The organism is Mesorhizobium robiniae, from assembly GCF_040545535.1.
GTDB classification, from domain to species: Bacteria; Pseudomonadota; Alphaproteobacteria; order Rhizobiales; family Rhizobiaceae; genus Mesorhizobium; species Mesorhizobium robiniae.
In genome coordinates this window covers 740753-765153 of sequence record NZ_JBEPMC010000001.1, presented here as the reverse complement: position 1 = coordinate 765153, position 24401 = coordinate 740753, and the positions used below count along the sequence as shown (strand labels likewise).

Genomic DNA, 24401 nt, shown 5'->3' with positions numbered 1-24401 from the left:
GCTGAACCACTGGCCGTCGCGAAAGTAAATCGCGTCCGGATCACATCCAGCCATTGCCTAGTCCCGACCTGTCTCTAGATAGATCGCTTCATGAGGCCGGATTCGGCACCGTGGCGCCTAGAGGAAAGAATTTCTTCATGATGCCAAAGATCAGCGAAAAATTGCTTCAAAGGCACGAAAAAAGCAACATTGAGTGCATCTAATTTCTACCAATTCAGTAGATTTGCGGTGATCTCAACGGAGGCGTAAATGACCAATCCTCATTTCAGGAAACTGCTCGGCGCCCTTGTCGCTGCATCGGTCCAATTCGGAACACTCGGCTTCGCGTTTGCCGATACCACCATCCTCAACGTGTCCTATGATCCGACACGTGAGCTGTACAAGCAATTCGACGAGGCCTTTGTCGCCCACTGGAAGGCCGAGACCGGTGAGACAGTAACCGTCCAGCAGTCGCATGGCGGGTCGGGCGCGCAGGCGCGTGCCGTGATCGACGGTCTCGACGCCGACGTGGTGACGCTGGCGCTCGAAGGCGACATCAATGCCATCGTCTCGAAATCGCAGAAGATCAATCCCGACTGGCGAACCAAGTTCGAGAACAATTCGGCGCCCTACACTTCGACCATCGTCTTCCTCGTCCGCAAGGGCAACCCGAAGGGGATCCAGGACTGGGGCGATCTGGTCAAGGACGACGTCCAGGTGATCACGCCGAACCCCAAAACTTCGGGCGGCGCGCGCTGGAATTATCTCGCCGCCTGGGCCTATGCCAACGCCAAGAATGGCGGCGACGAGGCCAAGATCAAAGAATTCGTCGGCAATCTCTACGCCCATGTTCCGGTGCTCGACACCGGCGCGCGCGGCTCCACCGTGACCTTCGCCCAAAAGGGCCTGGGCGACGTGCTGCTGGCCTGGGAAAACGAAGCCTATCTGGCACTCGACGAGTTCGGCGCCGACAATTTCGACATTGTCTACCCGCCGACCTCTATCCTGGCCGAGCCGCCGGTTGCCGTGGTCGACGCCAATGTCGATGCCAAGGGCACGCGAAAGGTCGCCGAAGCCTATCTGAGCTACCTCTACTCCAAGGAAGGCCAGACGCTGATCGCCAAGAACCACTATCGCCCGTCGAAGCCCGATTTGGTGCCGGCGGAGGACCTCGCCAAACTGCCGGAGATCAAGCTGATCACCATCGACGATCCACTTTTTGGCGGTTGGAAGAAGGCGCAGCCTTACCATTTCGGCGACGGTGGTATATTCGACCAGATCTATAAGCCGGCCCAGTAAGCTAAACTCTAGATCAGGACGACATGACCACAGCACCCGCCAAGGCGGGGTGGCGGTTCAGACAGCCGAGCGTCATTCCGGGTTTCGGATTGACGCTCGGCTTCTCGCTTGCCTACCTCACGCTCATCATCCTCATCCCCCTCTCGGGGCTGATCTGGCGATCGGCCGCGCTCGGCTGGACCGATTTCTGGGCGATCGCCACCGATCGCCGCACCATCAACGCGCTTCAGATCAGTTTCGGCACCGCCTTCGTTGCCGCCGCGGTCAACGTCGTCTTCGGCACGATCGTCGCTTGGGTGCTGGTGCGCTACAACTTTCCTGGCCGCCGCATCGTCGATGCCATGGTCGACCTGCCCTTCGCGCTGCCGACGGCCGTCGCCGGTATCGCGCTGACCACGCTCTACGCGCCGAATGGCTGGCTCGGCAGCCTGCTGGCGCCACTCGGCATCAAGGTCGCCTACACGCCGCTCGGCATCGTCATCGCGCTGATCTTCATCGGCCTGCCTTTCGTCGTGCGCACCGTCCAGCCGATCATGGAGGAGATCGACAAGGAGGTCGAGGAAGTGGCCGCCACGCTCGGCGCCAATCGCTTCCAGACCATCTCCCGGGTTCTGCTTCCAGGCCTCGCGCCGGCCATTGTCACCGGCTTCGCGCTGGCTTTCGCACGCGGCGTCGGCGAGTACGGCTCCGTCATCTTCATCGCCGGCAACCTGCCCTACAAATCCGAGATCGCGCCGCTGCTGATCGTCATCCGGCTGGAGGAGTACAATTATGCTGCGGCGACTGCGATCGCGGCAATCATGCTGGCTTTGTCGTTCGTGATGCTGCTGGTCATCAATCTGGTGCAGACGTGGAGCCGCAAGCGCTATGGCTGACCCCGAGATCAAATCCTACGCACCGCACCACGAAAGCCAGTCGGCGGCAGTAACCGAAAGCCGTCCGGCGAAAGCCGTTCTGATGATCGTGACCTTTGGCTTCCTCGGCGTTTTCCTGCTCTTGCCGCTAATCGTCGTCTTCAACGAAGCCTTCGCAAAGGGTCTCAGCGCTTATACTGAGGCGCTGACCAGCCCCGACACGCGCTCGGCGATCCACCTGACGCTGCTGGTGGCGGCGATCTCGGTGCCGCTCAACGTCGTCTTCGGCATCTCCGCCGCCTGGGCGATCGCCAAGTTCGAGTTCAAGGGCAAGGCCTTCCTGACCACGCTCATCGACCTGCCGTTTTCGGTCTCGCCGGTCATTTCCGGCCTGGTCTATGTGCTGTTGTTCGGCGCACAAGGCTTGTTCGGCGCCTGGCTGAAGGCACATGGCATCGTCATCCTGTTTGCCGTGCCAGGCATCGTGCTGGCCACCATCTTCGTCACCTTTCCCTTCGTCGCCCGCGAACTGATCCCCTTGATGCAGGAACAGGGCAATGGCGACGAGGAGGCAGCCCTGTCGCTCGGCGCCAATGGCTGGCAGGCCTTCTGGTACGTGACGCTGCCCAACGTCAAATGGGGCCTGCTCTACGGCGTCTTGTTATGCAATGCCCGCGCCATGGGCGAATTCGGCGCGGTCTCAGTCGTGTCGGGCCACATACGCGGGCTGACCAACACCATGCCGCTGCATGTCGAAATCCTCTACAATGAGTACAATGCCGCCGCCGCCTTCGCCGTCGCTTCGCTGCTTGCCGGCCTAGCGCTCGTCACGCTGGTCTTGAAAACACTTCTAGAAATGCGCTACGGCGCCGAGATCGCCGCGACGCGCGGACATTGAATGCATCTCGCCCCAAACTGCGTAGCGATTTTGGGCGAAATGCATAAACAAAGATTTTGATGTCGCCCAAAAGTGCGTAGCGGTTTTGGGATAACGACATGCATCGACAAAAAAGGGACGGTTGATGGAAGTTCGCGTTGCCAACGTGCGCAAGGAGTTTGAGCGGTTTCCGGCCCTCCACGACGTTTCGCTCGACATCAAGTCCGGTGAGCTGATCGCCCTGCTCGGGCCTTCCGGTTCCGGCAAGACGACGCTGCTCAGGCTGATCGCCGGGCTGGAGCGGCCGACGAGGGGAAAGATCTTCTTCGGTGAGGAGGACGCGTCGCACAGGTCGATCCAGGAGCGCAATGTCGGCTTCGTCTTCCAGCATTATGCGCTGTTTCGCCATATGACGGTCGCCGACAATATCGGCTTTGGCCTCAAGGTCCGGCACGGGCCGACACGTCCGTCGGCGCAGGAAATCCGCCGCCGCGCCTCCGAGCTTCTCGACCTCGTCCAGCTTTCCGGCTTGGAAAAGCGCTATCCGGCGCAGCTTTCGGGTGGCCAGCGCCAGCGCGTGGCGCTTGCCCGCGCCATGGCGATCGAACCGGCCGTGCTTTTGCTCGACGAGCCGTTCGGCGCGCTTGATGCCCAGGTCCGCCGCGAGTTGCGCCGCTGGCTGCGCGACATCCACGACGCCACCGGCCACACCACGGTCTTCGTCACCCATGACCAGGAAGAAGCGCTGGAGCTTGCCGACCGCGTCGTGGTGATGAGCCAGGGCCGCATCGAGCAGGTCGGTACCGCCGACGAAATCTACGACACGCCGAACTCGCCCTTCGTCTACGGCTTCATCGGTGAATCGAGCTCACTTCCGGTCAAGGTCGAGGACGGCCAGGTCTGGATCGCCGATCGCCCGATCGGCCTCTCCGCGCCACAGGCGCCGCAGGGCGAAGCGACGCTGTTCTTCCGCCCGCACGATGTCGAACTGGTGGACGAATGCAATGGCTGCATCGCCGGCACGGTCGCCGCCAGCCGCCGCGTCGCCGGCACCAGACGGGTGGAACTCGAAATCGGCGGCGAGCGCCAACGGGTAGAGATCGAGCTGCCCGTCGACCACCCCGCGGCGCAAAAAAGCCGGGTGGCGTTCAGGCCGCGGCGCTGGAAGCTTTTTCCAGCCGCATGATCCTCTATCCGCTACACCAGCCAGTTCTCGACCTTCAGGCCCTTGATCCGATTGAACTCTCCCGTGTTGGCCGTCACCAGGGTCGTGCCCAGCGCGTAGGCGTGGGCAGCAATAAAAAGGTCGTTTTGGCCAATGGTCTGGCCAATGCGTTCCAGCTCGGCGCGAATCGCGCCGTACTTGGCATCCACTGGCACATCGAGCGGCAAGACAGGAATCTCAGCCAGCAATTCCTCGACTTTCTTGAGCAGCTTGACCGATCCCTTCCTGACGCAGCCATATCGCAGTTCCGAGGCGACCACGATGCTGGTACACACGGCGGCGTCTCCCACACGCAGGATGGCGCTGGCGGCTCTGCCTGCCGGGTTTCGGATCATGTCGCTGATAATGTTCGTGTCCAGCATGAACCGCATTTAAAAAAATTCCTCGGATTTGACAGGCGCGTCGTCGATCTCGGGGAAGTCGTCTTCAGGACCGAGCGTCGGCTCCTTCGCCCATTGCGCGAGCAGCGCCGTAAGACCAGGTTTTCGGACCGGCTCGATGACCAAGCGGTCGCCTTCACGGCTGATCAACACCTTTTCGCCGGGAAGCTCGAACTCGACAGGAATGCGCACGGCTTGGCTGCGATTGTTGCGAAACAGCTTCGCCTCTTTCGGTGGTGTTGTTGAGTGGCGGTTCTGGGGCATAGTGACGGCTCCTTGTATATGCCATTTGTATATGCCTGATGAAGCCGTGATGCAATCGTCTTGCCAGCACGTATTGGCCGGCCGCGAACTATCGTGAGCGCGAAAACGATTGCTGCCAAGTCGCCTGGGAAGCACCGGTGCGGAAGAAAATCCTAATAACCGGGCCCGGAGAAAATATTATTCTCACGATGGCGTGGCAGAACCGGGCTACATACCTCGTCGCGTACGATGCCTTGCCGCTATGGTACGGGAATAAGCGTATTGCATTGGAGCCTGTTTTCATGAAGCGATTTTTGCTCGGCGTTGCCACATTGGCCGGCCTGTTCCTCGCATCCTCCCAAGCCTGGTCGGCCGACAAGCTGCTGAACGCGTCCTACGATGTCGGCCGCGAATTGTTTGCGCAGGTAAACAAGGCCTTCATCGCTGGGCACCCCGGCGTCACCGTCGATCAGTCGCATGCCGGAACGTCGGCGCAGGCGCGTGCTATCGCCGAGGGTCTCGGCGCGGATGTCGTCACCTTCAACCAGGTCCTCGACATCGACTTCCTGGTCTCGAAGGGTCTTGTGTCCGCCGACTGGCAGAAGGATTTTCCCGACAACGCCTCTCCTTTCTATTCGCTGCCGTCCTTCCTGGTGCGCGCCGGCAATCCGAAAAACATCAAGGATTGGAACGATCTCGTGCGCGACGACGTGCAGGTGATCTTCCCCAATCCGAAAACATCGGGCAATGCGCGCTACACCTATCTCGCGGCCACCGCCTACGCCAAGGAAGCCTTCAAGGGCGACGATGCCAAGGTGAAGGAATTCGTCACCAAGCTCTTCAACAACGTGCCGATCTTCGACAGTGGCGGACGCGCTGCGACCACCACCTTCGTGCAGCGCGAGATCGGCGACGTGCTGATCACCTTCGAGTCGGAAACGCGCGGTATCAGCAGGGAGTATGGCGAGGACAAGTTCGAGCAGGTGACGCCTTCGGTCAGCCTTTTGGCCGAATTTCCGGTGGCGATCGTCGACACGGTCGCCGACGAACACGGCACACGCGAGCTGGCCAAGACCTATCTCGACTTCCTCTATACGCCGGAGGGCCAGGACATCGCCGCCCGCAACGGCCTGCGGGCCCGCGACGCGGCGGTCGCCGCCAAATACAAGGCTGAGTTTCCCGACGTCCGCCTGCTGACAGTGGAAGACGTCTTCGGCGGCTGGACCAAGGTCCAGGCCGAGCATTTCGCCGCTGGCGGACTGCTCGACCAGACCTATGGCAGTCGCTGAAGCGAGCGATCTTCAAACCTGAAGCGAAAGCCGGCTTTTGCCTGCTTTCTTCGTTTTTCCGCTCCGCAAAGCTGATTTCCCGCTTTCCGCGCGCCTGCCGTCCAAAACGTCACGAAGAATCAACGTGTTTGTGCCTACTGTTCCTTCAGACGGCTTGTTCGCGAAACTGCATAGCGCGATCAAAACGTCATGATTTGCACACAAACAACCGCCAGATGCGGGCGGTTGGGGTTTCATGAACTGACTCGGGCATGCTTACCAAAAAAGGCAAATACGGCCTCAAGGCCCTCGTGCATCTGTCCGGCCTGCCGGTCGGCCAGCTCGCATTCGTCAACGACATTGCGGTCGCCAACAACATCCCGAAGAAATTCCTGGATGCCATTCTGGGCGAATTGCGCAATGCCGGCTTCGTCCAGAGCCGCAAGGGCAAGGAAGGCGGCTATCGCCTCGCCCGGCCGGCCTCCGAGATCAAGATCGGCCATGTCGTGCGTGTCCTCGACGGGCCGCTGGCGCCGATCCCTTGCGCCAGCCGCACGCAATATCAGCGCTGCGAGGATTGCGACGAGGCGACATGCCAGGTCCGGCACATGATGCTGGAAGTGCGCCAGGCGATCGCCGAGGTGCTGGACAATCGCAGCCTCGCCGCCATGCGCGATGCCGACAATGACGATTTTCCGGTCGAGCTGACGTCGCAGATCTGATCGGGCGTCCTGAAGCGGGATCCGCGAGACCGTTCATGAATTCGCTTCGAACAGGCCCGCGGCATCGGCGACAATGTCGGCGACCGGACGCCTCGCGTCGAGCGTCAAAGCCCGCTCGTCCGCTGCCGGCGCTTCGAGCGTCGCGAACTGGCTGTCGACCAGGCTTGCCGGCATGAAGTGGCCCTGGCGGGAGCCGACGCGCTGCTTTGCCGTCGCGGGATCGATTTCCAGGTAGAGGAAAACGATGTCCTGGCAAAAGCCGCGCAGGCGCTCGCGGTAGCTGCGCTTCAGCGCCGAGCAGGCGGCGACGACGCCCTGCCCCTCGCCGACCGATCCTGCAATGCGCCGGCCGATCGCGTCGAGCCAGCCTTCGCGCAATGCGTCGGTCAGCGGCTCGCCGCGCGCCATGCGCGCGACGTTTTCGGGCGGATGCAGCCTGTCGCCCTCGACGAAGATGGCGCCTAACGCTGCGGCCAGCGCTTCGCCGACCGCCGACTTGCCGCAACCGGCGACGCCCATCACCACGACCGCCGGTGCGGACCGAACGGGACCCCTGTGCATTTGTGCTGCCTTTTCGTCCACGATGCGGGTCAGCGGCTGGCCGGCGCGCGGCCGTAAAGCAGGAGCATGGCAACGATGACGACGCCATAGATGATCTGGCGCCCCGCCTCAGGCATCTGCATGACCGAAAGAATGGATTGCAGGAGCGTGATCAGGATGACGCCGGCGACCGTGCCGAGATAGGAGCCGCGCCCGCCGAGGATCGAGGTGCCGCCAAGGACGACCGCTGCGATCGACGGCAGGAGATAGGCATCGCCCATCGACTGTGCCGCCTTGGAAGCATAGCCGGCCAGAAGCACGCCGCCGAAGGCCGAGAGCCCGCCGGACACGGCGAACGCGATCATTACGATACGCCGCGTATCGATGCCGGAGAGGTAGGCAGCGCGTTCGCGGTTGCCGATGCCGTAGACGGTGCGGCCGAAGCCGGTGCGGGTCAGCACGAAGACCATCGCCGCACCGATCAGCGCCCAGATGATGACGGCGTTGGGCACGCCCGGAACGGCAAAGCCGGTCGCCAGATAGCGCATCGCCCGGGTCGCCGAATCCTGCGGCGAGAATCCGCCCGTATAGACCACCATCAGCCCTTGCGCGACGGCATTGGTGGCGAGCGTGATGATCATCGACGGAATGCGCAGATAAGCGACACCGATGCCGTTGACGATGCCGATCGCGACACCGCAGAAAATGCCGAACGGGATAGCCAGCGCCACGCCGACCGGGCCATAGGCGGCGGCCGCACAGGCCATCATTGCGCCCGCCGCCACCGACCACGGCACCGACAGGTCGATCTGGCCGAGCAGGATGACCAGCATCATGCCGGTGGCGATGACGCCGAGAAACGAGGCCACTTTGAGCTGCTGCAGCAGATATTCCGGCGACAGGAAGCTGCGCGAGTAGAGGCTGCCGACAAATAGCAACAGCACGATGCAGGCAAAGGCGGTCAGCACCGCCGGATCGGCGCGGCGGATGAATTTCGGCATGCGGCCGGCGATGCCGCCGATGGTCGTTTCGCTCACAGGAACCACTCCAGGCGGTTGCGGACCCTGAACAGGGCGAAGGCACCGAGGCTGACCGCGATCAGCAGGATGACGCCCTGGAACAGCGGTTGCCACAGCGGATCGAAATCGAAGACGAAGAGCAGGTCGCCGATGGTGCGGAAGGCGAGCGCCCCAAAAATCGCGCCGATGGCACTGCCCTTGCCGCCGAACAGCGAGACGCCGCCAAGCACCACGGCGGCGATGGAAAACAGCGTATAGGCATTGCCGCTGGCATAGGCCGCCTCGCCCGTATAGGTGAAGAAGGTCAGGAACAATCCGCCGATCGCGGCCAGCAGGCCGGCCAGCGCATAGGCAGCGAATTTGCCGCGGCGGATCGGCACGCCGGACATGTAGGCCGCCATCTCCGACGATCCCGCAGCATAGGCCGCGCGGCCGAGCACCGAGCGGCTGAACGGCACCCAGACGACGAGCACGACGGCCAACAGCACCACCAGGCTCGCCGGCACTACGCCAAACAGCCGCCCGGTCAGCGCGTCGGCGAGATCCTCGTTGACCGAGCCGCCCGGAAACGGTCTCAAAAGTAGCGCGATTCCGAAATAGACCGCACCCGTGGCAATGGTGGCAACGATAGGCTGCAGCCGTCCATAGATGACGATGGCGCCGTTGATCGCCCCGCAAAGTAGCCCGGCGCCAAGCACCGCGACGACGCCGAAGGCGGTCTCGATGCCGGTGCCGACGACCAGCCATGAGGCCAGGCAGTTGGTCAGCAGAAAGATCATGCCGACGGATAGGTCGATGCCGGCCGTGATCACCACCAGCGTCTGCGCCATGGCGACGAAGGCGAGCAGCACGCCCTTGTTCGAGGCCGTCTGCACGACATTGGCGGTAAAGCCCGCCGGATGGTTCGAGGTGTAGATCGTAAACATCACGATGAAGATGCCGAACGCCAGCAGCGTTCCGCGTTGTTCGGCAAGCCAGTAGCGCCAATCTTTCACGCTATGATCCCTTTCACGCGTCCGCTCCTCGGGCTGGCGTCTTCGCCATGCCTCGGGCTGGCGTCTTCGCCATGCCGCCAACAACCATCTCTTCGCCATGGATGTTAAGCGCGCTTGATATCAGCGCCCGCTCGGTGATCTCGGCGCCGACCAGCTCGCGCTTGACCGCCCCGTCATAGAGCACCAGCACCCGGTCGCAGCAGCCGATCAGCTCGTCATAGTCGGTCGAGTAAAACAGGATCGCCGCACCTTGGTCGGCAAGCTTGCGCATCAGCTGATAGAGTTCCTGCTTGGTGCCGACATCGATGCCCCGCGTCGGGTCGTTGAGCAGGATGATGCGCGGCTGCCGCATCAGCCATTTGGCGATGACGACCTTCTGCTGGTTGCCGCCGGACAGCGCACCGACCGGAATGTCGAGGCCGGCCGTCTTGATCGCCAGCAGACCGACCATGTCGTCGATCAGCCGCTGTTCGGCAACGCGATCGATGATGCCGGCCCTGGAAAGCCGGTCGAGCGCGGCGAAGGAGAGGTTTTCGCGCACCGTCATTGGCAGCATCAGGCCTTCCGTCTTGCGATCCTCGGGGATCAAGGCCATGCCGATCCGGTCGTCACGCGCCTTGGCTGGGCTGGCGATCGCCACCGGTTTGCCATCGATCAATATCTGGCCGGAAAGGCCGCGCAGCACGCCGAAGAAGGCGAGCAGCAATTCACGCTGGCCCTGGCCGTCGAGACCGCCGAGACCGACGACCTCGCCTGCCCCGACCGTCAGCGAGACATTGTCCAACCGGTCAGTCCAGGACAGTTTTCGCGCCTCTAGAACGGGCGCGGCGGTGGCCGGCGCGCGCACCGGCTTTGGCGGAAAGATGTGACTGTATTCGCGGCCGATCATCAGCTCGACGACTTCATTGTCGCTCTTCGTGCCTGCCGCATAGCTGGCGACATTGCGGCCGTTGCGGAACACCGTGCACTGGTCGGCAAGCTCGGCGATCTCGTTCATGCGGTGCGAGATGTAGAGCAGCGCCAGCCCTTCCGAGCGCAGCCGCTTCAAGACGCCGAAAATCTTGGCGACGTCGGCCGCGGTGAGCGCCGAGGTCGCCTCGTCGAGGATCAGGATTCGCGGCTTCCTGGCAAGCGCCTTGGCGATCTCGACCATCTGCCGTCTTGAAAGAGGAAGATCCTTGACCAGCGCCAGCGGGTGGATGTCGGCGGCGCCCGCACGCGCCAGCGCCTCCTCGGCGATGCGTCGCTGCGCCTTGCGGTCGATCATGCCGAAGCGCTTGGGCGGATCGGAAATAACGATGTTGTCGGCAACGCTGAGTTCGGGAACGAGCGACAGTTCCTGGAAGATGCAGACGATGCCGGACTGGTTGGCCGCGGCCGGCGAAGCGAAGGTCACCTCGCTTCCGTCCAGCGTCATGCGACCTTCGTCAGGCGCGACGACACCGGCCATGACCTTGATCAGCGTCGATTTACCGGCGCCGTTTTCGCCGAGAATGGCGTGAATGCTGCCTGACGTGACCGAAAGCTCGGCCTTTTCCAGCGCCCGCACACCGCCATAGCGCTTGGATATGCCTTCCATCCGGAAGAGCGGAACCGCACCGTCCATCGGCCCCTCCCAAGGCGCTTGTTTTCGGGACTGGCGCCGCAGGATTAGCCCGCGGCGCCAGCGATCAGCCTATTGGTTTTCCTTGCTCTGGCCCATGATTTCCTGCGCGGTGAAATTGATGCCGCAGGTCGGGAAAGAATTGCCGACGAAGAAATTGTCGGACTGGTCGGGGAAATAGTCCTCGCCTTCCTTGAAGTTCGGATCCTCGACGATTGCCAGCGGCAGCTTCACCGCTTGCGGAACGACCTGGCCTTCAAGCGCGGCAATCGCCGTCTTGATGGCGACCGCGACCTGGGCGGGACCGGTTCCGGCCGACGAGCATTTCAGCCCGTCTGCGGCAAACTTGGCGCAGAATTTGCGAAAGCCATTCTCCGTTTCGCCGCCGAACGGCACGAACGGATGCTTGGCATCGATCATCGCCTGGACGATGCCGGTGTCGCCGCCCTGGCCGGTGACGCCGTCGAAAGGACCGTTGGTGGCGATCGCGTCGGCCGAAGCCTTTTGCGCCACGCCATCATCCCATTTGCCGATGACTTCGGTGACCTCCCACTTCTTACCCGAAGCATCGAAGACCTCATGGATGCCGTTGTGGCGGTCGGTATCGACCGACGTGCCGGCAACGCCGCGCACTTCGAGGATCTTGCCACCATTGGGAATATGCTTGATCAGCCAGTTGCCCCACAATTCGCCGAGGCCCTTCTGGTCGACATTGACGTTGATGGCGTCCTTGGTGTCGAGGATGTTATCGAATGCGACCAGCACGACGCCGGCTTCCTTAGCGCGCTTGATGACCGGCCCGAAAGCCGTCGGATTCTGCGCGTTGACGACGATCGCGTCATAGCCGGAATCAATGAAGTTGTTGATCGCCGAAATCTGCGCTGGCACGTCTTCGCCAGTGGAGACGACCTTGAACTCCTTCAGTTTCGCCGCGACCTCCGGCTGCGCTGCATAGGCCTTCGCCGTCTGCACCATCTGGATGCGCCACGTATTGGCGATATAGCCATTGGCGAGCGCGACGCGGTATGGGCCTTCCTTCTTGGGGAACTTGAAGAACTGTGTGTCGGCGGCCCATGGCGCAAAGCAGTCCGGCTCGGCGGACGGGCCAGTAACGATTTCGGGTTCGGCGAGCGCCGACGAGCTCAGCATGACGAATGCAGTAGCGGCAACGATGCCGCCAACGAGCGACTTGATCATCGATATTCCTCCCAGTTGCAGTTTTGCCAGTTGCAGTTTTTGATTGTTCTTACGCGTCTCGCGCGTTTGGCCCGGCACCTCCAGCCTTGCCCCTCGCGCATTTCAGGTGGCCGAATGCCGACCCGATCTCCTCCCTTGCCGCACGGCAACCGAAGTAAAAACTATCATATTATACATAATAAACAAGCATGAGCTGTCGCTTATATATAATAAACAGACTTCCGTCTTTGTCGCGCGTTTCGCCCGGAAGCAGATGGTAGCGCTACCATGGCGTAGTGTAAAGCGCCGCTTCGCAATGCCTGCTAAGTGCCTTCAGCGGGCCGTGCTCTCGCGGCGCTTGAGTTCGAAGCCGAGGTCGACGACCGGCTCTTGCGGCCGCTTGCCTGCAATCGCCGCGAGCGCCATGGCAACCGACCGCCGGCCGATCTCGTAACGAGGCGTCCGGATGCTGGTGACCGACGGAAAGGCCACTTCCATCATGTCGAGATCGTTGAAGCCGGTGATGCCGATCGTCTTCGGCACGGCGATCGAAGCGCGATGGCACTCGAACAGCACGCCGAGCGCGATGTCGTCATTGTTGCAGAAAACCCCGTCGAGCGTCGGCACCTTGGCCAGCGCGTCGCGGAACAATTCGCGCCCGAGCGTCACGCTGGACGGCACCGGCGTGGTGGTGATCAGCCGCGCGTCGAACAGACCGGCCGCTTCCATCGCCGCGCGATAGCCGGCCAGGCGCCGCTGCGAGCGCGGGTCCATGCGCGCGCCGATGAAGCCGATGCGGCGATAGCCCATTTCGATCATGTGCTCTGTCGCCGCTCTGCCGCCGTCGAAATGTGAGAAGCCAACCATCATGTCGACCGGATCGGGCCCGGTCTCCATCACCTGCACCACAGGGCAGCCGGCCGTCTCAAGCAGTCTTCGCGAAACTGGCGTCTGGTCGATGCCCGCCACGATCAGCGCCGCCGGGCGCTGCGGGCCGAACACCTGCAGCAGCCGTTCCTCCTCAAGGCCGGAATAATGGGTATTGCCGAGCTGGATGCGGAAGGAACTGTCGGACAGGCTGTCATAGATGCCGCGCAGCACTTCGGCAAAGACGCTGTTGGTGAGCGACGGCACCAGCACGCCAAATACTTCGGCACGCGCCGATGCCAGCGCCCGCGCATTCGGATCGGGCAGATAGCCGAGCTCATCGACGGCCGCCTGGATCTGGCGGCGCAGATCCTCCGAAACCCGCTCCGGCGCGCGCAGGGCGCGCGAGACGGTGATGGCGCCGACACCTGCCTTGCGCGCGACATCGGCGATGGTCGGACGGCCGCCGCCACGCCGCGAGCGCGGTTTGGTCACAGCCTTGTCCCGAACGCGGCGCCGTCGCCGAAGCGCGGCCGCGAAATGCTATTCAGCGTCTTTGCCACTGTCGCCATGCCAACCCGTACTTGCCCGAGATCCCGTACTTGCCCGAGATTATGACTGCCGCCGCACCCGTCTGGCGTCGCGCAGCCTTACCCCATTGTCAAGCGGACAGGCCGGGATGGCTACCTGAGCTCGGGTGGTGATTCAATTTCGGCTGTCGATGGATTCGCGGGCGTCTTGTCCGTCATGTTCGCGCTTTTACGCCGTGCGTCGTCCGCTGCGCCACCTGCCGGCATACGGCAACGCGAACAGGTACAGACCGCTGAGGATGAGCAAGGCGAGCGGGATCAACGGCATCAGATATACCCAGTAGGCGGGCTCCACACCTACGCCCAAGGTGATGAAGATGGCGGCGACGACCGCCGTAAAAATGATCGATAGCCAGCGGTGGAATTGCCGAATCCAAATATCCCAGTTCATGAGGACCTCCTCTGAAGACGAGCGGAAGCGGATCGGGCGACCCGCTTGGCGGCCTTGTTTACCACTTTGTTTGATTTTGATGGACGTCTTGCTGGGCATCGCATTCACCCGCGGATGCCTGTCGGTGCCGGCACGCCTTACTCGATTCGCGCCAGAACCTGCTCCAGGTTCGCAAAGAACCGCTGCCATCCGTACTGGGCCCCCTGATAGTACTGCTGCTGATCCGGCCGGAAGCCCAACTGCTCCATACGCAGATGGGTCCCGGTGCTAGTCGGGGTGAGCGTCCATGTGACGACACTCCTGAGATCCTTGGTGTCCCAGCTGTAGGACAGCGTCTTGTAGGGCTCGACTGCCTGGACCTGGCAGTCGACCGCTCCCCAGTCCGCGCTAAGATTGAAACGGTGACCCTCGTCTGGCTTGAAATCGTTCTTCATCAGCCACTCCTCGATCAGGTGCGATTGCGTAAGCGCGCGCCAGATCTTTTCCGGCGCAAAAGCGACCTCCCGTTCGACAACGACGGAGCGCGTTTCGGTCGCAGTATTGGTCATTGGTCCATCCTTTTGAGCAAATCTTCGAGGTCGTCGAACCGGCTTTGCCAAAATCCGGTCATTTGGTTTGTCCAGTCGGTCAGCGGCGCCAAGGCGCCGAGCTCCGCGCTATAGTGAGTGTTGCGGCCTTCGTGGCGGTCGCGCACCAACCCGGCCTGCTTCAGTACCCCAAGGTGCTTTGACACGGCCGGCTGCGAGACCCCGGCCCGAGCCGTCAGGGCCGCGACCGTCTGGTCTCCGTCGCGACACAGCCGCTCGAAGATGGCCCGTCGTGTCGGATCGGCAAGCGTTCTGAAAAGGATCTCGTGGGGCTGCGGCATTGCAATCGATAACTCACTGGCTATTGATCAATCCCATAACCGCCGAGATATGGGTAAGTCAAGCGGGGTATGGACCGGAACAATCATCGGTGTCACGGGAGCCACGATCCGGGAGCCACGATCCGTTGCTAAATGACGGCAGATATGCTAAGTATTCGGGCATGGTGCTGATTCGCGCCAGCAACCCGCCTTTGAGGCGGGTTTTTTGTACGCGGTGATAACCGGCTCTGCCGTCGACAGGCACGGCGGGTCTTGGATCCGTACTCCGCTTCAGGCCATTGCGGCGGCGCTGCGCCGTGCCTTCCACAGCAGCAGCACCATGGCCGCTATGTTCAGCAGGTTCCAGGCGATGCCGTTGAGGAACGCCGCGGCATAGGAACCGGTCAGATCGTAGATCCAGCCCGACATCCAGCCGCCGATCGCCATGCCGAAGATCGTCGCCATGATGACGATGCCGACGCGCTGGCCGGCCTCTCTGGCCGGCATGTATTCCCGCACGATGATGGCATAGCAAGGCACGATACCGCCTTGCGACAGGCCGAAGATCAGGGAGACGACGTAGAGCGAGGCGAGCCCGTCGAAGGGGATGTAGAGCAACAGCGACAGGGCTTGCAGCACAGAGCCGATCAGCAGGGTTTTCACGCCGCCGATGCGATCGGCGAGAAAGCCGGACGCGAGCCGGCTGACGACGCCCGCCGCCATCATGATCGACAGCATGTCGGCGCCCCGCGCAACGCCATAGCCGAGGTCCATGCAATAGGCGACGATATGGACCTGAGGCATCGACATCGCCACGCAGCAGGCAAGGCCGGCGACGACGAGCAGTACCTGCAGGGCTGCTGGCGACAGCGATATAGGTTGGACGGGCCGGCTGCCGGGTGAGCCGGGAGCGGCGGCGCGTGGTGCGCCGCGCCTGAGCAGCAGGGTCAGCGGCACCATGGTTGCGAGGCAGACGACGCCGATCGCGGCATAGGTGAAACGCCAACCTTCGCTCTGCATGACATAAGGCATGACAGTGGGCCAGATCGCCCCGGCGAGATAGCTGCCGGCGGCGGCGGCCGACACCGCGACGCCGCGCCGGCGGTTGAACCAGTGCGAGATGTCGGCGATCAGTGGCCCGAAGATCGCCGAGGTGCCGATGCCGATCAATAGCCCCTGGACAACAGTGAACTGCAGCACCGAGGTGGTCAGCGACGCCAGCAGGAAACCGGCACCGAGCGCCACCGAGGCCACGAGCGCCGGGATCCAATAGCCCATGCGGTCGATGGCGCGACCGACCACGACATTGCCGACGGCGAAGCCGACCATGGTCGCGGTGTAGGGCATCGACGCGGCGGCGCGATCGACGCCGAATTCCGCCTGAACGGCGGGCAGCACCACGACCACCGCCCACATGCCGACGCCGCCGATCGTCGACAGCAGCATCGAGATGCCGAGCCGCATCCAGGCATAGGCGCTGTCGACGCCGGCGCTGCTTGCCTGGCTGGAGACGGTTGTGATCAAGGCGTTTCCTGTCCGCGGTTCTCAAGAATCGACCGGTTCGACACCACTAACGGCACATTGGCGGCGCCGTGCAGCGCCACATCACGCAAATCCGTGGCTCCAGGGATTTGAGCTGCAGCGGAACAGCGGCCGCCATCCCGGAGTTTTCCATCAACGCACCAATGGAAGGAGTTTTATCATGACCGCGAAAAGGAAATGGTCGGCCGAGGTGACCGAGCACAGCGATGCGCTGGACCTCGAGGAACACGTCTTCGAATCCGACGATCCCAAGAAAATCGCAGCCTCGCTCAAGCGATCGGCCGAGCACAGCGACCGGCGCAAGGCCGAGCCCTTCCAGTCCGCCATGTCGATGCTGAATTTCTACATCAACCGTGCCGGCAAGAACCTACCGGCCAAGCAGAAGAAAGTGCTGGAGGACGCCAAGGACGAACTGCGCGCCGCGTTTGGGCGCCCGAGAGAAGACTAGGGCGCAGGCAGGAATTTCGCAGGCGCTACAATCACATCGCACCGGAAAAAGGCCCGGCAATTATTGGCCGGGCCTCGATATGGGTGCGTTTGTCCAAGCTATGGTCAATCGCAAATCCAGATCCTCTTCCAGAAAACACCGTGCTTGGTGAAAATCTTCTTCTTTGTCCAGCAGCTATATTCTGGGTAATCATAGATTGGATAGTAGTCGTAGAAACCGTGGCCGAAACGCTTGTGCCAACGATGGCCACCGTGGCCATGGCGGCGGTGATGGCGATGGCCGACCTTGACGACGAAGTCGCCGGCAGCTTGGCTCTGCTGCCCAGTGTTGCCGAAGGCCGCCAGTGGCGCTGCGGAAGCCGTCGATGCGAGCGCTGCAATGGCGATGGTGGTTGCTGTTGCGATGCCGATAAGTTTGCTGGTCATGTTCGTATCTCCTTGAGTTTCCGAAGAGCGCCAATCGCCCTTCGATGGAGATGATCATGCCGCGTCCCGAACTTTCGTGATGTGCATTCGGTCACATCATGAACCAGGCCGCTCTCTGCTTGCCAGTCTGGCACGACGCGGCCACTATGCGTCAGAAGGGCCAGCGGAACTTTTTGCTGTTGCGGGAGGGGAAGATGACCGATCTGGATGCCATTCCAGTGTTCGAAACACTCGACGCCGATACGCGCATGCGCATTTCGCAGCGCTGCAGACGGATGAGCGTCGACGCCAACCAGATGGTCATCGATTTCGAGGATCCGAGCACCGATGTCTATTTCCTGGCGTCGGGCCGGGTCCGCATTCTCTACCGCTCTCCCGTCGGCAAAGAGGTGATCCTTGGCGAGGTGGGAGCCGGTGGATGTTTCGGCGAACTTGCGGCCATTGACGGCCGGCCGCGCGCTGCCAATGTCACCGCACTCCACCGTTCGGAACTGGTAGTGATGCCCGCTCCGATCTTTTCAGGTTTGCTCGGCAACAATCCGGCGTTCGCCCTGCATTTCCTCGCTTTGTTGGCCGAAAGGATACGGAGCCTGAACACGCGCCTTGCTGAATATTCCTTCCTTCAGGTGAGGCCGAGGCTTTTGTGCGAATTGCTGCGCCTGTCGCGACAGCGAACCGGGAGCAGCGGGGAGCGGATAATTACGCCACCGCCGCTGCAGAACGACCTCGCCGCGCGCATCGGTTCCCGCCGTGAGGTGGTGTCACGCGAATTATCGGCGCTTGTTCGGGACGGGCTTATTGCGAAGGCGCGCGGTGCGCTCGTTCTTACAAACCCGGCGGAACTCAACCGGCGTATCTCGGTCGCGATGAATGCCTGACGATGGCCGGTCTGCGCGAACTCATCCCCAAGAGCAGATCGCGCCGGCGTCAAACCCCGCCCTGGATTTCGCGCCTCGTCCAGTTGGGTGTCACGGCTGAAAATCCCTATATCCGCCGGCGGCAGATTTTCACCAATATCGGCGCGTTCGCCGTCGCGCTCAACGCCTTCTCGCATCTGTTGCTAAATGCCGTCCTCTTCCCCTGGGAATTGATGCCGCTGCATATCTACAATGCCGTGGTGACCGTTCTTGCCCTGTCGATACACCGGCTGCACAGTTACGGTGAGAATCTGGGAGCGATCGCGCTGTCGACCCTGATCATCGGCGGCCATACTTATGTGGTTCTGGCGCTCGGTCTGAACAGCGGTCTTCAAATCTACTTTACGCTTGCCGCTTTCATGTTGTTCATTTTCGGCATCGAGCATTGGCGGCAGTTCTCGATCTTCTACGCAGCGGCGTTCCTAGCGTTGATCGCGACGCTTTATTTCGGGCACCCAGCTGGCTTCATCATGCCTCAACAAACCGAGTTTCGCGAAACGCTGGCCGTTCAGGCGCTCATAAACACGATGATCATCAACGTCCTGTTGATCGCCTACGCACTCACCGCGCTGCGGCGTGCGGAGATCGAGCTCTCACAGGAATTCGCCCGCTCGGAATCCCTGATCGACGTGATCTTGCCGCGGGCGATAGCGGCACGCCTCAAACACGGGGAAGAACGGCGCATCGCCGACAAAGTGTCGTCGGCGAGCATCATGTTCGCCGACCTCTCGGGCTTCACGGCCGCAAGCAATGCAGTCGGCCCCGATGAACTGGTCGGATGGCTCGACGAGTTGTTCTGCAGTTTCGACGGGCTCTGCACCCGCAACGGCGTCGATAAGATCAAGACGATCGGCGACAGCTATATGGCCGTTGGCGGCCTCGACGGCGGCGCTCGACGCGGCGCCATCGCGATCTGCCGGCTGGCACTGGAGATGCAGCAGGAAATGAGCCGGCACAAGGCGTTGGGCAGTCACCGGCTTTCCTTGCGCATCGGCATCCACAACGGCCCGGTTGTCGCCGGGGTGATTGGTGACCTTCGCGTCGCCTACGACGTTTGGGGCGACGCGGTGAATGTCGCTCAACGCATGGAAGCGCATGGAGAGCCGGGCCGAATTCAGGTCTCCGCCCAATTGGTGGCGATGGTCGGCCATCGCTTCGCCTTCGAACGCCGCGGCAGCATCGCCCTTAAGGGATTGGCTGAAACGGAAACCTGGTTTTTGACCGGCGCGCTTACCGATGCCGACAGGGAGCCTGCGAACGGCAAGATTGCGGACGGCGCGGATGATCGAGACGACGCGCTGCGGTGATCCGGCGAGTTTTATCAGCGCGACTTGATGACACCGTCGGTATTGGCCAACAGCTTGCGGACCGCGTTGCGCGCCGCATCCGGCCGCTGCAGGCGGATGTTCCTTTCGATCGCCTCGTGCAGTTTCTGCGCGTGCTGCAAATCGTCCAGCTCCCGCGTCGTATAGGCAAACAGATGATCGAAAGCCGATTCGATCAACACGCCGAGCGGCACCAGGAGATCGTTGCCGGAGGCGCGCAGGATGGCCAGATGAAAACGGGTATCGGCGCGGGTGCGCTCCTGCAGCGTCGTCGCCTCGCCCATCTCCCGGCAGGCTCGGCTGATCTCGGCCATCTGCTCGTCCGTGCGGCGCATCGCGGCAAAGGCGGTCGCTTCCGGCTCGATAATGTGGCGGAACTCCTGCACCGTTTTCAGGAACACCTCGCGGTCGGGCGAGGTTGCGTACCAGGCCAGCACGTCGCGATCGAGCAGGTTCCAGCGTTCTTTCGGCTCGACCCAACTGCCGATCTTCGGACGCGAGGCGAGCAAGCTCTTGGCCATCAGCATCTTGATCGCCTCGCGCACCGCCGAGCGGCTGACGTCGAAGGTCTCCGACCATTTGGCTTCGTTGGGCAGGATGGTTCCCGGCGGATAGTCGCCGCGCACGATCCTGAGGCCGATCTCATTGGCCAGCGACGCATGCACGCTCGACCCAGGCATGCGCGTCGCGTCAGCACGGCGAACGCCGGCCTGGGCATGGCGAACGGTGGTCGGGCGCTCGGCGAGCGCCGCCTTGGTCGGTGTTTTTCCCTTATTCGGCTTGCCGTCCCGCATGTGCTCACAAAGTCCGGATTCCGAAGACTGTCAAGCACGGGAAAAGAGGCCGGGTTGGAACCCGGCCGCCGTGCACAGATCAGGATCGGCGCTCTGTCAGGCCGTCTTGACGTATTTCCGCCAGCTATGCTCCGGACGAAAGCCGAGCACGTCCCGCGCCTTGCGGTTGGAGAGCAGCGTCTCGTATTCGCCGAGTTCGCCCTTAACCGGCACGTCAGGATAAAACCGCCTCAGCAGTTCGACCGTCGGCAGGTCGGACGAAGTGTCGTCATTGGCGGCGTTGAACACCTGATAGCCGAGCCCGTCCTTCTCGATAGCGCGCAACGTGATCTGGCCTAGATCGCGCGCGTCGATGTAGCTCCAGGCGATGCGCTTGCGGAAACCCGGATCGGCGAACCATTTCGGAAACAGCGAATATTCGTGCGGCTCGATGACGTTGCCGATGCGCAAGGCGTAGATGTCGATGCCGCTGCGCAGCGCGAAGGCGCGCGCAGTCTTCTCGTTGACGATCTTGGACAGCGCATAACTGTCCATCGGATCGACATCGTAGTCTTCGTCGAGCGGGAAATGCGTTGGGTCGCGCGGCTCGTTGGCAAAGACCAGGCCGTAAGTTGTCTCGCTGGAAGCGATCACCACCTTGGGGATGCCGAGCTTCACCGCCGCCTCGATGACATTGTAGGTGCCAAGCGCGTTGATGCGGAACACCTCGTTGTCGGGCGTGATCATGATGCGCGGGATCGCCGCGAAGTGCACCACGGCGTCGACCGGCTGCGCGCGCAGCGACGGGTCGAACTCATGCAGGCCCATATAGCTCGACAGCGCGTTGAACACCTGCCCGCTGTCGGTGATGTCGGTGACCAGCGTGCGTACCTTGGGATTGTCGAGCGGCTTGGTATCGATGTTGAGCACCTGACAGCCTTGCTCGACCAGATACTGCACGACATGACGCCCGGCCTTGCCGCTGCCGCCAGTGAACATGATCCGCTTCGTCATTTTGCTCTCCCTGGAATTCATGTGTATTGTCAGACAATACTGAACTCTGCAATCGCCTATCACTGCCTGCGGCAAAAACCCGCTTCAACAATTCGCCTGCCAAAGCGCAGCACCGTCATCGATACCAGCAACACAGGACGACACGATATGAATACGACTGCCGCGAGCGAAAAGATCGGCTTCATCGGACTTGGCCTGATGGGACACGGGATCGCCAAGAACATCGTCGACAAGGGCTATTCCCTGACATTTCTCGGCCGCAAAAACCGCGCTCCGGCGGAAGACCTGCTCGGCCGTGGCGCGAAGGAAGCGGCAACCGCACGCGACGTGGCAGTGGCGTCCGATATCGTCTTCATCTGCGTCACCGGCTCGCGCGAGGTCGAAGCCATCGTCCGCGGTCCCGGCGGCCTCAAGGAGGGCCTGAAGAAGGGCTCGGTTGTCGTCGATTGTTCGACCTCGGATCCGACCTCGACGGTGGCGCTTGCAGCCGAACTCAAGCCACTCGGCGTCGACTATGTCGATGCCCCGCTCAGCCGCACGCCGAAGGAGGCCTGGGAAGGCACGCTCGACGCCATGGTCGGGGCATCAGACGCGGTCTTTGCCCGGCTGCAGCCGGTGCTCGACACCTGGGCCGGGCGCATCGTCCATATCGGCGACACCGGCGACGGCCACCGCATGAAGCTGCTCAACAATTTCGTCTCGCTGGGCTATGCGGCGATCTATTCCGAGGCGCTGGCGCTGGCGCAGAAGGTCGGCATCTCGCCGCCGCGCTTCGACAGCGTCATCCGTAACGGCCGCATGGATTGCGGCTTCTACCAGACCTTCATGCGCTGGACGCTTGAAGGCGACCGCGACGCGCACAAATTCACCATCGCCAATGCCTTCAAGGACCTCACCTATCTCGAATCGATGGCGGGTGCTGCCGGTATCGCCAACCCGCTCGGCAATGCCACCAAGAACGCCTTCGCCGGCGCTTTCGCCACCGGGCCCGCCGATCAATATGTGCCGATGCTGGCGACGCATATCGGCAAGGTCAACGGTGTCGATCTGACACCGAGCAAGGACGGCAAGCGGCAAGAGGTTTAAGGGCCGCTTTAGCGCCGCGACCGTCCGATAACGTCGTCAGTGTTGGCGAGCAGTCTGTGCACTGCGCTGCGGGCTGCGGCCGGCCGCTGGAGGCGGATGTTCTTCTCGATGGCCTCATGCAGCGCCTGCGCCCGAGGCTGGTCACTGGTTTCGCGCGTGACGAAAACGAAGAGGTGGTCGAGCGCCGATTCGATCAGCACGCCGAGCGGCACCAGGAGATCGTTGCCCGAGGCGCGCAGGATGGCCAGATGAAAACGGGTATCGGCGCGGGTGCGTTCCGGCAGCGTCGCCGCCTCCCCCATCTCCCGGCAGGCCTGGCTGATCTCGGCCATCTGCTCGTCGCTACGCCGGATCGCGGCAAAGGCGCTGGCTTCCGGCTCGATGATGTGGCGGAACTCTTGGACGGTGCGCAGGAACATTTCGCGATCGGGGGCCGTCGCGTACCAGGCGAGCACGTCGCGATCGAGCAGATTCCAGCGCTCCTTCGGCTCGACCCAGCTGCCGATCTTCGGGCGTGAGGCGAGCAGGCTCTTGGCCATCAGCATCTTGATCGCCTCGCGCACCGCCGAGCGGCTGACGTCGAAGGTCTCCGACCATTTGGCTTCGTTGGGCAGGATGGTTCCCGGCGGATAGTCGCCGCGCACGATCCGCAGACCAATCTCGTTGGCCAGCGACGCATGCACGCTCGATCCGGGGATCAGCGCCGCGTCGGCACGGCGAGCGCCGGCCGGACGGGCGGTCCGTGCCTTGATCCTGGCCCGTTCCTTGACCGGGGTAAGTCGCTTTTTCGGTCTTGCTTCCGGCATCCACGTTCCCCGGTGCAGGCTGAACTCAAGGCACGGCAAAGCAGGAGCGATTCGCCCCGGCAAATGTCGCCTCGCACGTTTCATGAACCGGCGTAACGGGGCGCCCGTCGATCGGACGCCCCGAAAACTGCGAACCTACTTTTGGATGCAGGTGTCGACCGTATCTTTGGTGCACTCGTCGAGACCGGTGAAGACCGGATCGGCTACGGGCTTGCCTTCGACCAGGTCGATCATCACCGAGGGCGCCTTGTAGCCCATCTCGAACGGCCGTTGGCCGACCAGCGCGGTCACCAGACCCTCCTTGGCAATGGCCACTTCATCACCGATCGTATCGGCGGCGCCGATGACGAACTCGTTCTTGGCGATTTTCTCAGCCATCGGCTTGAACAGGTCGCGATAGGGCTGCGGCGCGCCGAACAGCGGCCAGCCGCCCATGATGCCGAAGGCGTCGAGATCGGGATTGGCGGCGAGGATATCGGTCATCGCCTGCACGCCCTTGGCGCCGTCGTCATTGGTGAACACCGGGCAGCCGGCAACCTCGGTCCAGCCGCCCTCGCCGGCGAGCGCCGGGAGATCCTTCTGGCCTGTGAGCGCGTCGCGCATGCCCTGGGCACGGCGCAGGATGTTGTCGGCCGCCGGATTGCCTTGGATGGTGCAGATCTTGCCGCCGTCCGGCTTGCCCTTCTTGATGTACTCGCCGATCTTGTATCCCATCAGGTAGTTGTCGGTGCCGAGATAGGTCTTGCGTAGCCCCGCATCTTCCTTGCTGAGGTCGGCGTCGAGCGTCATGATCGGGATCGACGGATTGGCGCTTTTGATCGTCTGCGCGATCAGCGGCGCGTTGGACGGCGAAATGGCCATCGCCACTGTATCGGGCTTGCTCAGCATGTCCTGAACGATCTGGGCTTCGCCGGCCTCGTCCGAGGTCGATGCCGGGCCGGTGTAGAAGCACTCATACTCCGAGCTGGCATTTTCCTTGTTCCATTTCTGGCAACCCTGGTTGATGGCCTCGAAGAACGGATTGTCGAGCCCCTTCACCACGATAACGAGCTGTTTCTTGGCCAAAGCCGGCCCGGCACCCAACGCCATGACGGCGACGGCAGCGAGCAATAGTGATTTCCTCATGTCAGTCCTCCCTTGAAACAGACGGACACGGCGTGTCCGCCACACAGACCAGCCCGGATCAAGCG

General features: G+C 62.4%; 27 protein-coding genes. 10 read left to right on the top strand and 17 right to left on the bottom strand.

Annotated elements, in window-relative coordinates:
- The first annotated feature begins 249 nt into the window (after positions 1–249).
- The 4 genes from ABID19_RS03810 (at position 250) to ABID19_RS03795 (ending at position 4195) form a co-directional block, all read left to right on the top strand.
- On the top strand, positions 250–1278 hold the full coding sequence (locus tag ABID19_RS03810) for a sulfate ABC transporter substrate-binding protein (RefSeq protein WP_354488066.1): 1029 nt from the start codon (positions 250–252) through the stop codon (positions 1276–1278).
- Between the two features lie 23 nt (positions 1279–1301).
- The gene (gene cysT, locus ABID19_RS03805; RefSeq protein WP_354488065.1) at positions 1302–2153 is read left to right on the top strand and encodes a sulfate ABC transporter permease subunit CysT; all 852 of its coding nucleotides are present in this window, start codon (positions 1302–1304) and stop codon (positions 2151–2153) included.
- A complete protein-coding gene (gene cysW / locus ABID19_RS03800) occupies positions 2146–3030 on the top strand; it encodes a sulfate ABC transporter permease subunit CysW (RefSeq protein WP_354488063.1) in 885 nt (294 codons plus the stop codon). The genes cysT and cysW overlap by 8 nt, the downstream gene beginning before the upstream one ends.
- Before the next feature lie 124 nt (positions 3031–3154).
- Positions 3155–4195: a sulfate/molybdate ABC transporter ATP-binding protein gene (locus tag ABID19_RS03795; protein ID WP_354488062.1), complete on the top strand. Its 1041-nt coding sequence runs from the start codon at positions 3155–3157 to the stop codon at positions 4193–4195.
- Between the two features lie 11 nt (positions 4196–4206).
- Here ABID19_RS03795 and ABID19_RS03790 read toward each other — a convergent pair whose 3' ends face one another.
- Both ABID19_RS03790 and ABID19_RS03785 read right to left on the bottom strand, forming a co-directional pair.
- On the bottom strand, positions 4207–4605 hold the full coding sequence (locus ABID19_RS03790; RefSeq protein WP_292394004.1) for a type II toxin-antitoxin system VapC family toxin: 399 nt from the start codon (positions 4603–4605) through the stop codon (positions 4207–4209).
- Entirely contained in the window at positions 4606–4878 is a 273-nt protein-coding gene (locus tag ABID19_RS03785) for an antitoxin (protein ID WP_354488060.1), read from the bottom strand. It abuts the gene before it with no gap.
- Between the two features lie 281 nt (positions 4879–5159).
- Between ABID19_RS03785 and ABID19_RS03780 the strand changes: the two genes are divergently transcribed.
- Both ABID19_RS03780 and ABID19_RS03775 read left to right on the top strand, forming a co-directional pair.
- Positions 5160–6146 carry a sulfate ABC transporter substrate-binding protein gene (locus ABID19_RS03780; RefSeq protein WP_354488059.1) on the top strand — a complete coding sequence of 329 codons (987 nt, stop codon included), beginning with the start codon at positions 5160–5162 and terminating at the stop codon, positions 6144–6146.
- Positions 6147–6397: 251 nt separating this feature from the next.
- Positions 6398–6847, top strand: a complete 450-nt coding sequence (locus ABID19_RS03775) for an RrF2 family transcriptional regulator (protein ID WP_006202816.1) — start codon at positions 6398–6400, stop codon at positions 6845–6847.
- Between the two features lie 33 nt (positions 6848–6880).
- Here the strand turns inward: ABID19_RS03775 and ABID19_RS03770 are convergent, their stop codons facing one another.
- The 10 genes from ABID19_RS03770 to ABID19_RS03725 form a co-directional block, all read right to left on the bottom strand.
- Positions 6881–7408 carry a gluconokinase gene (locus ABID19_RS03770; RefSeq protein WP_352936902.1) on the bottom strand — a complete coding sequence of 176 codons (528 nt, stop codon included), beginning with the start codon at positions 7406–7408 and terminating at the stop codon, positions 6881–6883.
- 29 nt (positions 7409–7437) lie between these two features.
- Entirely contained in the window at positions 7438–8424 is a 987-nt protein-coding gene (locus ABID19_RS03765) for an ABC transporter permease (protein ID WP_352936903.1), read from the bottom strand.
- A complete protein-coding gene (locus ABID19_RS03760; RefSeq protein WP_354488058.1) occupies positions 8421–9401 on the bottom strand; it encodes an ABC transporter permease in 981 nt (326 codons plus the stop codon). The genes ABID19_RS03765 and ABID19_RS03760 overlap by 4 nt, the downstream gene beginning before the upstream one ends.
- 13 nt (positions 9402–9414) lie before the next feature.
- Positions 9415–11007 (bottom strand): sugar ABC transporter ATP-binding protein, encoded by a 1593-nt coding sequence (locus ABID19_RS03755; protein ID WP_354488057.1) that lies wholly within the window; start codon positions 11005–11007, stop codon positions 9415–9417.
- Positions 11008–11076: 69 nt separating this feature from the next.
- The gene (locus ABID19_RS03750) at positions 11077–12201 is read right to left on the bottom strand and encodes a sugar ABC transporter substrate-binding protein (RefSeq protein ID WP_354488056.1); all 1125 of its coding nucleotides are present in this window, start codon (positions 12199–12201) and stop codon (positions 11077–11079) included.
- Positions 12202–12513: 312 nt separating this feature from the next.
- A complete protein-coding gene (gene gntR / locus ABID19_RS03745) occupies positions 12514–13542 on the bottom strand; it encodes an HTH-type transcriptional regulator GntR (RefSeq protein ID WP_354488054.1) in 1029 nt (342 codons plus the stop codon).
- Between the two features lie 264 nt (positions 13543–13806).
- Positions 13807–14127: a hypothetical protein gene (locus ABID19_RS03740; RefSeq protein ID WP_435528684.1), complete on the bottom strand. Its 321-nt coding sequence runs from the start codon at positions 14125–14127 to the stop codon at positions 13807–13809.
- Positions 14128–14165: 38 nt separating this feature from the next.
- The gene (locus ABID19_RS03735; protein WP_354488053.1) at positions 14166–14576 is read right to left on the bottom strand and encodes an SRPBCC family protein; all 411 of its coding nucleotides are present in this window, start codon (positions 14574–14576) and stop codon (positions 14166–14168) included.
- The gene (locus ABID19_RS03730; RefSeq protein ID WP_354488052.1) at positions 14573–14896 is read right to left on the bottom strand and encodes an ArsR/SmtB family transcription factor; all 324 of its coding nucleotides are present in this window, start codon (positions 14894–14896) and stop codon (positions 14573–14575) included. Before ABID19_RS03730 ends, ABID19_RS03735 begins: the two co-directional genes overlap by 4 nt.
- A gap of 270 nt (positions 14897–15166) precedes the next feature.
- Positions 15167–16339, bottom strand: coding sequence for an MFS transporter (locus tag ABID19_RS03725; protein ID WP_354488300.1), 1173 nt, complete (start codon positions 16337–16339; stop codon positions 15167–15169).
- Between the two features lie 238 nt (positions 16340–16577).
- Here ABID19_RS03725 and ABID19_RS03720 point away from each other — a divergent pair, with 238 nt between their 5' ends.
- Complete coding sequence (locus tag ABID19_RS03720) at positions 16578–16865, top strand: DUF3175 domain-containing protein (protein ID WP_354488051.1); 288 nt, start codon at positions 16578–16580, stop codon at positions 16863–16865.
- Between the two features lie 104 nt (positions 16866–16969).
- On the opposite strand, the gene ABID19_RS03715 is transcribed toward ABID19_RS03720, so the two are convergent.
- Positions 16970–17290, bottom strand: a complete 321-nt coding sequence (locus ABID19_RS03715; RefSeq protein ID WP_354488050.1) for a hypothetical protein — start codon at positions 17288–17290, stop codon at positions 16970–16972.
- Positions 17291–17484: 194 nt separating this feature from the next.
- On the opposite strand from ABID19_RS03715, the gene ABID19_RS03710 reads away from it, so the two are divergent.
- Positions 17485–18168, top strand: coding sequence for a Crp/Fnr family transcriptional regulator (locus tag ABID19_RS03710; RefSeq protein ID WP_354488049.1), 684 nt, complete (start codon positions 17485–17487; stop codon positions 18166–18168).
- 2 nt (positions 18169–18170) lie between these two features.
- Entirely contained in the window at positions 18171–19514 is a 1344-nt protein-coding gene (locus tag ABID19_RS03705) for an adenylate/guanylate cyclase domain-containing protein (protein ID WP_354488048.1), read from the top strand.
- 14 nt (positions 19515–19528) lie between these two features.
- Here ABID19_RS03705 and ABID19_RS03700 read toward each other — a convergent pair whose 3' ends face one another.
- Together ABID19_RS03700 and ABID19_RS03695 are read right to left on the bottom strand one after the other, a co-directional pair.
- The gene (locus tag ABID19_RS03700) at positions 19529–20326 is read right to left on the bottom strand and encodes a FadR/GntR family transcriptional regulator (RefSeq protein ID WP_354488047.1); all 798 of its coding nucleotides are present in this window, start codon (positions 20324–20326) and stop codon (positions 19529–19531) included.
- A gap of 96 nt (positions 20327–20422) precedes the next feature.
- Positions 20423–21319, bottom strand: coding sequence for an NAD-dependent epimerase/dehydratase family protein (locus ABID19_RS03695; protein WP_354488046.1), 897 nt, complete (start codon positions 21317–21319; stop codon positions 20423–20425).
- 147 nt (positions 21320–21466) lie between these two features.
- On the opposite strand from ABID19_RS03695, the gene ABID19_RS03690 reads away from it, so the two are divergent.
- On the top strand, positions 21467–22405 hold the full coding sequence (locus tag ABID19_RS03690; protein ID WP_354488045.1) for an NAD(P)-dependent oxidoreductase: 939 nt from the start codon (positions 21467–21469) through the stop codon (positions 22403–22405).
- 8 nt (positions 22406–22413) lie between these two features.
- On the opposite strand, the gene ABID19_RS03685 is transcribed toward ABID19_RS03690, so the two are convergent.
- On the bottom strand, positions 22414–23211 hold the full coding sequence (locus tag ABID19_RS03685) for a FadR/GntR family transcriptional regulator (RefSeq protein ID WP_354488044.1): 798 nt from the start codon (positions 23209–23211) through the stop codon (positions 22414–22416).
- Positions 23212–23346: 135 nt separating this feature from the next.
- The gene (locus ABID19_RS03680; RefSeq protein WP_292218363.1) at positions 23347–24336 is read right to left on the bottom strand and encodes a sugar-binding protein; all 990 of its coding nucleotides are present in this window, start codon (positions 24334–24336) and stop codon (positions 23347–23349) included.
- Between the last annotated feature and the right edge of the window lie 65 nt (positions 24337–24401).

Coding starts and splice junctions, on each gene's coding strand:
- ABID19_RS03705 (WP_354488048.1), top strand. CDS start 18,171: ATGGCCGGTCTGCGCGAACTCATCCCCAAGAGCAGATCGCGCCGGCGT.
- ABID19_RS03700 (WP_354488047.1), bottom strand. CDS start 20,326: ATGCGGGACGGCAAGCCGAATAAGGGAAAAACACCGACCAAGGCGGCG.
- ABID19_RS03795 (WP_354488062.1), top strand. CDS start 3,155: ATGGAAGTTCGCGTTGCCAACGTGCGCAAGGAGTTTGAGCGGTTTCCG.
- ABID19_RS03690 (WP_354488045.1), top strand. CDS start 21,467: ATGAATACGACTGCCGCGAGCGAAAAGATCGGCTTCATCGGACTTGGC.
- ABID19_RS03715 (WP_354488050.1), bottom strand. CDS start 17,290: ATGACCAGCAAACTTATCGGCATCGCAACAGCAACCACCATCGCCATT.
- ABID19_RS03685 (WP_354488044.1), bottom strand. CDS start 23,211: ATGCCGGAAGCAAGACCGAAAAAGCGACTTACCCCGGTCAAGGAACGG.
- ABID19_RS03775 (WP_006202816.1), top strand. CDS start 6,398: ATGCTTACCAAAAAAGGCAAATACGGCCTCAAGGCCCTCGTGCATCTG.
- ABID19_RS03785 (WP_354488060.1), bottom strand. CDS start 4,878: ATGCCCCAGAACCGCCACTCAACAACACCACCGAAAGAGGCGAAGCTG.
- ABID19_RS03780 (WP_354488059.1), top strand. CDS start 5,160: ATGAAGCGATTTTTGCTCGGCGTTGCCACATTGGCCGGCCTGTTCCTC.
- ABID19_RS03740 (WP_435528684.1), bottom strand. CDS start 14,127: ATGCCCAGCAAGACGTCCATCAAAATCAAACAAAGTGGTAAACAAGGC.
- ABID19_RS03695 (WP_354488046.1), bottom strand. CDS start 21,319: ATGACGAAGCGGATCATGTTCACTGGCGGCAGCGGCAAGGCCGGGCGT.
- ABID19_RS03810 (WP_354488066.1), top strand. CDS start 250: ATGACCAATCCTCATTTCAGGAAACTGCTCGGCGCCCTTGTCGCTGCA.
- ABID19_RS03755 (WP_354488057.1), bottom strand. CDS start 11,007: ATGGACGGTGCGGTTCCGCTCTTCCGGATGGAAGGCATATCCAAGCGC.
- ABID19_RS03735 (WP_354488053.1), bottom strand. CDS start 14,576: ATGACCAATACTGCGACCGAAACGCGCTCCGTCGTTGTCGAACGGGAG.
- ABID19_RS03725 (WP_354488300.1), bottom strand. CDS start 16,339: ATGCGGCTCGGCATCTCGATGCTGCTGTCGACGATCGGCGGCGTCGGC.
- ABID19_RS03750 (WP_354488056.1), bottom strand. CDS start 12,201: ATGATCAAGTCGCTCGTTGGCGGCATCGTTGCCGCTACTGCATTCGTC.
- ABID19_RS03680 (WP_292218363.1), bottom strand. CDS start 24,336: ATGAGGAAATCACTATTGCTCGCTGCCGTCGCCGTCATGGCGTTGGGT.
- cysT (WP_354488065.1), top strand. CDS start 1,302: ATGACCACAGCACCCGCCAAGGCGGGGTGGCGGTTCAGACAGCCGAGC.
- ABID19_RS03730 (WP_354488052.1), bottom strand. CDS start 14,896: ATGCCGCAGCCCCACGAGATCCTTTTCAGAACGCTTGCCGATCCGACA.
- ABID19_RS03710 (WP_354488049.1), top strand. CDS start 17,485: ATGACCGATCTGGATGCCATTCCAGTGTTCGAAACACTCGACGCCGAT.
- cysW (WP_354488063.1), top strand. CDS start 2,146: ATGGCTGACCCCGAGATCAAATCCTACGCACCGCACCACGAAAGCCAG.
- ABID19_RS03770 (WP_352936902.1), bottom strand. CDS start 7,408: ATGCACAGGGGTCCCGTTCGGTCCGCACCGGCGGTCGTGGTGATGGGC.
- ABID19_RS03790 (WP_292394004.1), bottom strand. CDS start 4,605: ATGCGGTTCATGCTGGACACGAACATTATCAGCGACATGATCCGAAAC.
- ABID19_RS03720 (WP_354488051.1), top strand. CDS start 16,578: ATGACCGCGAAAAGGAAATGGTCGGCCGAGGTGACCGAGCACAGCGAT.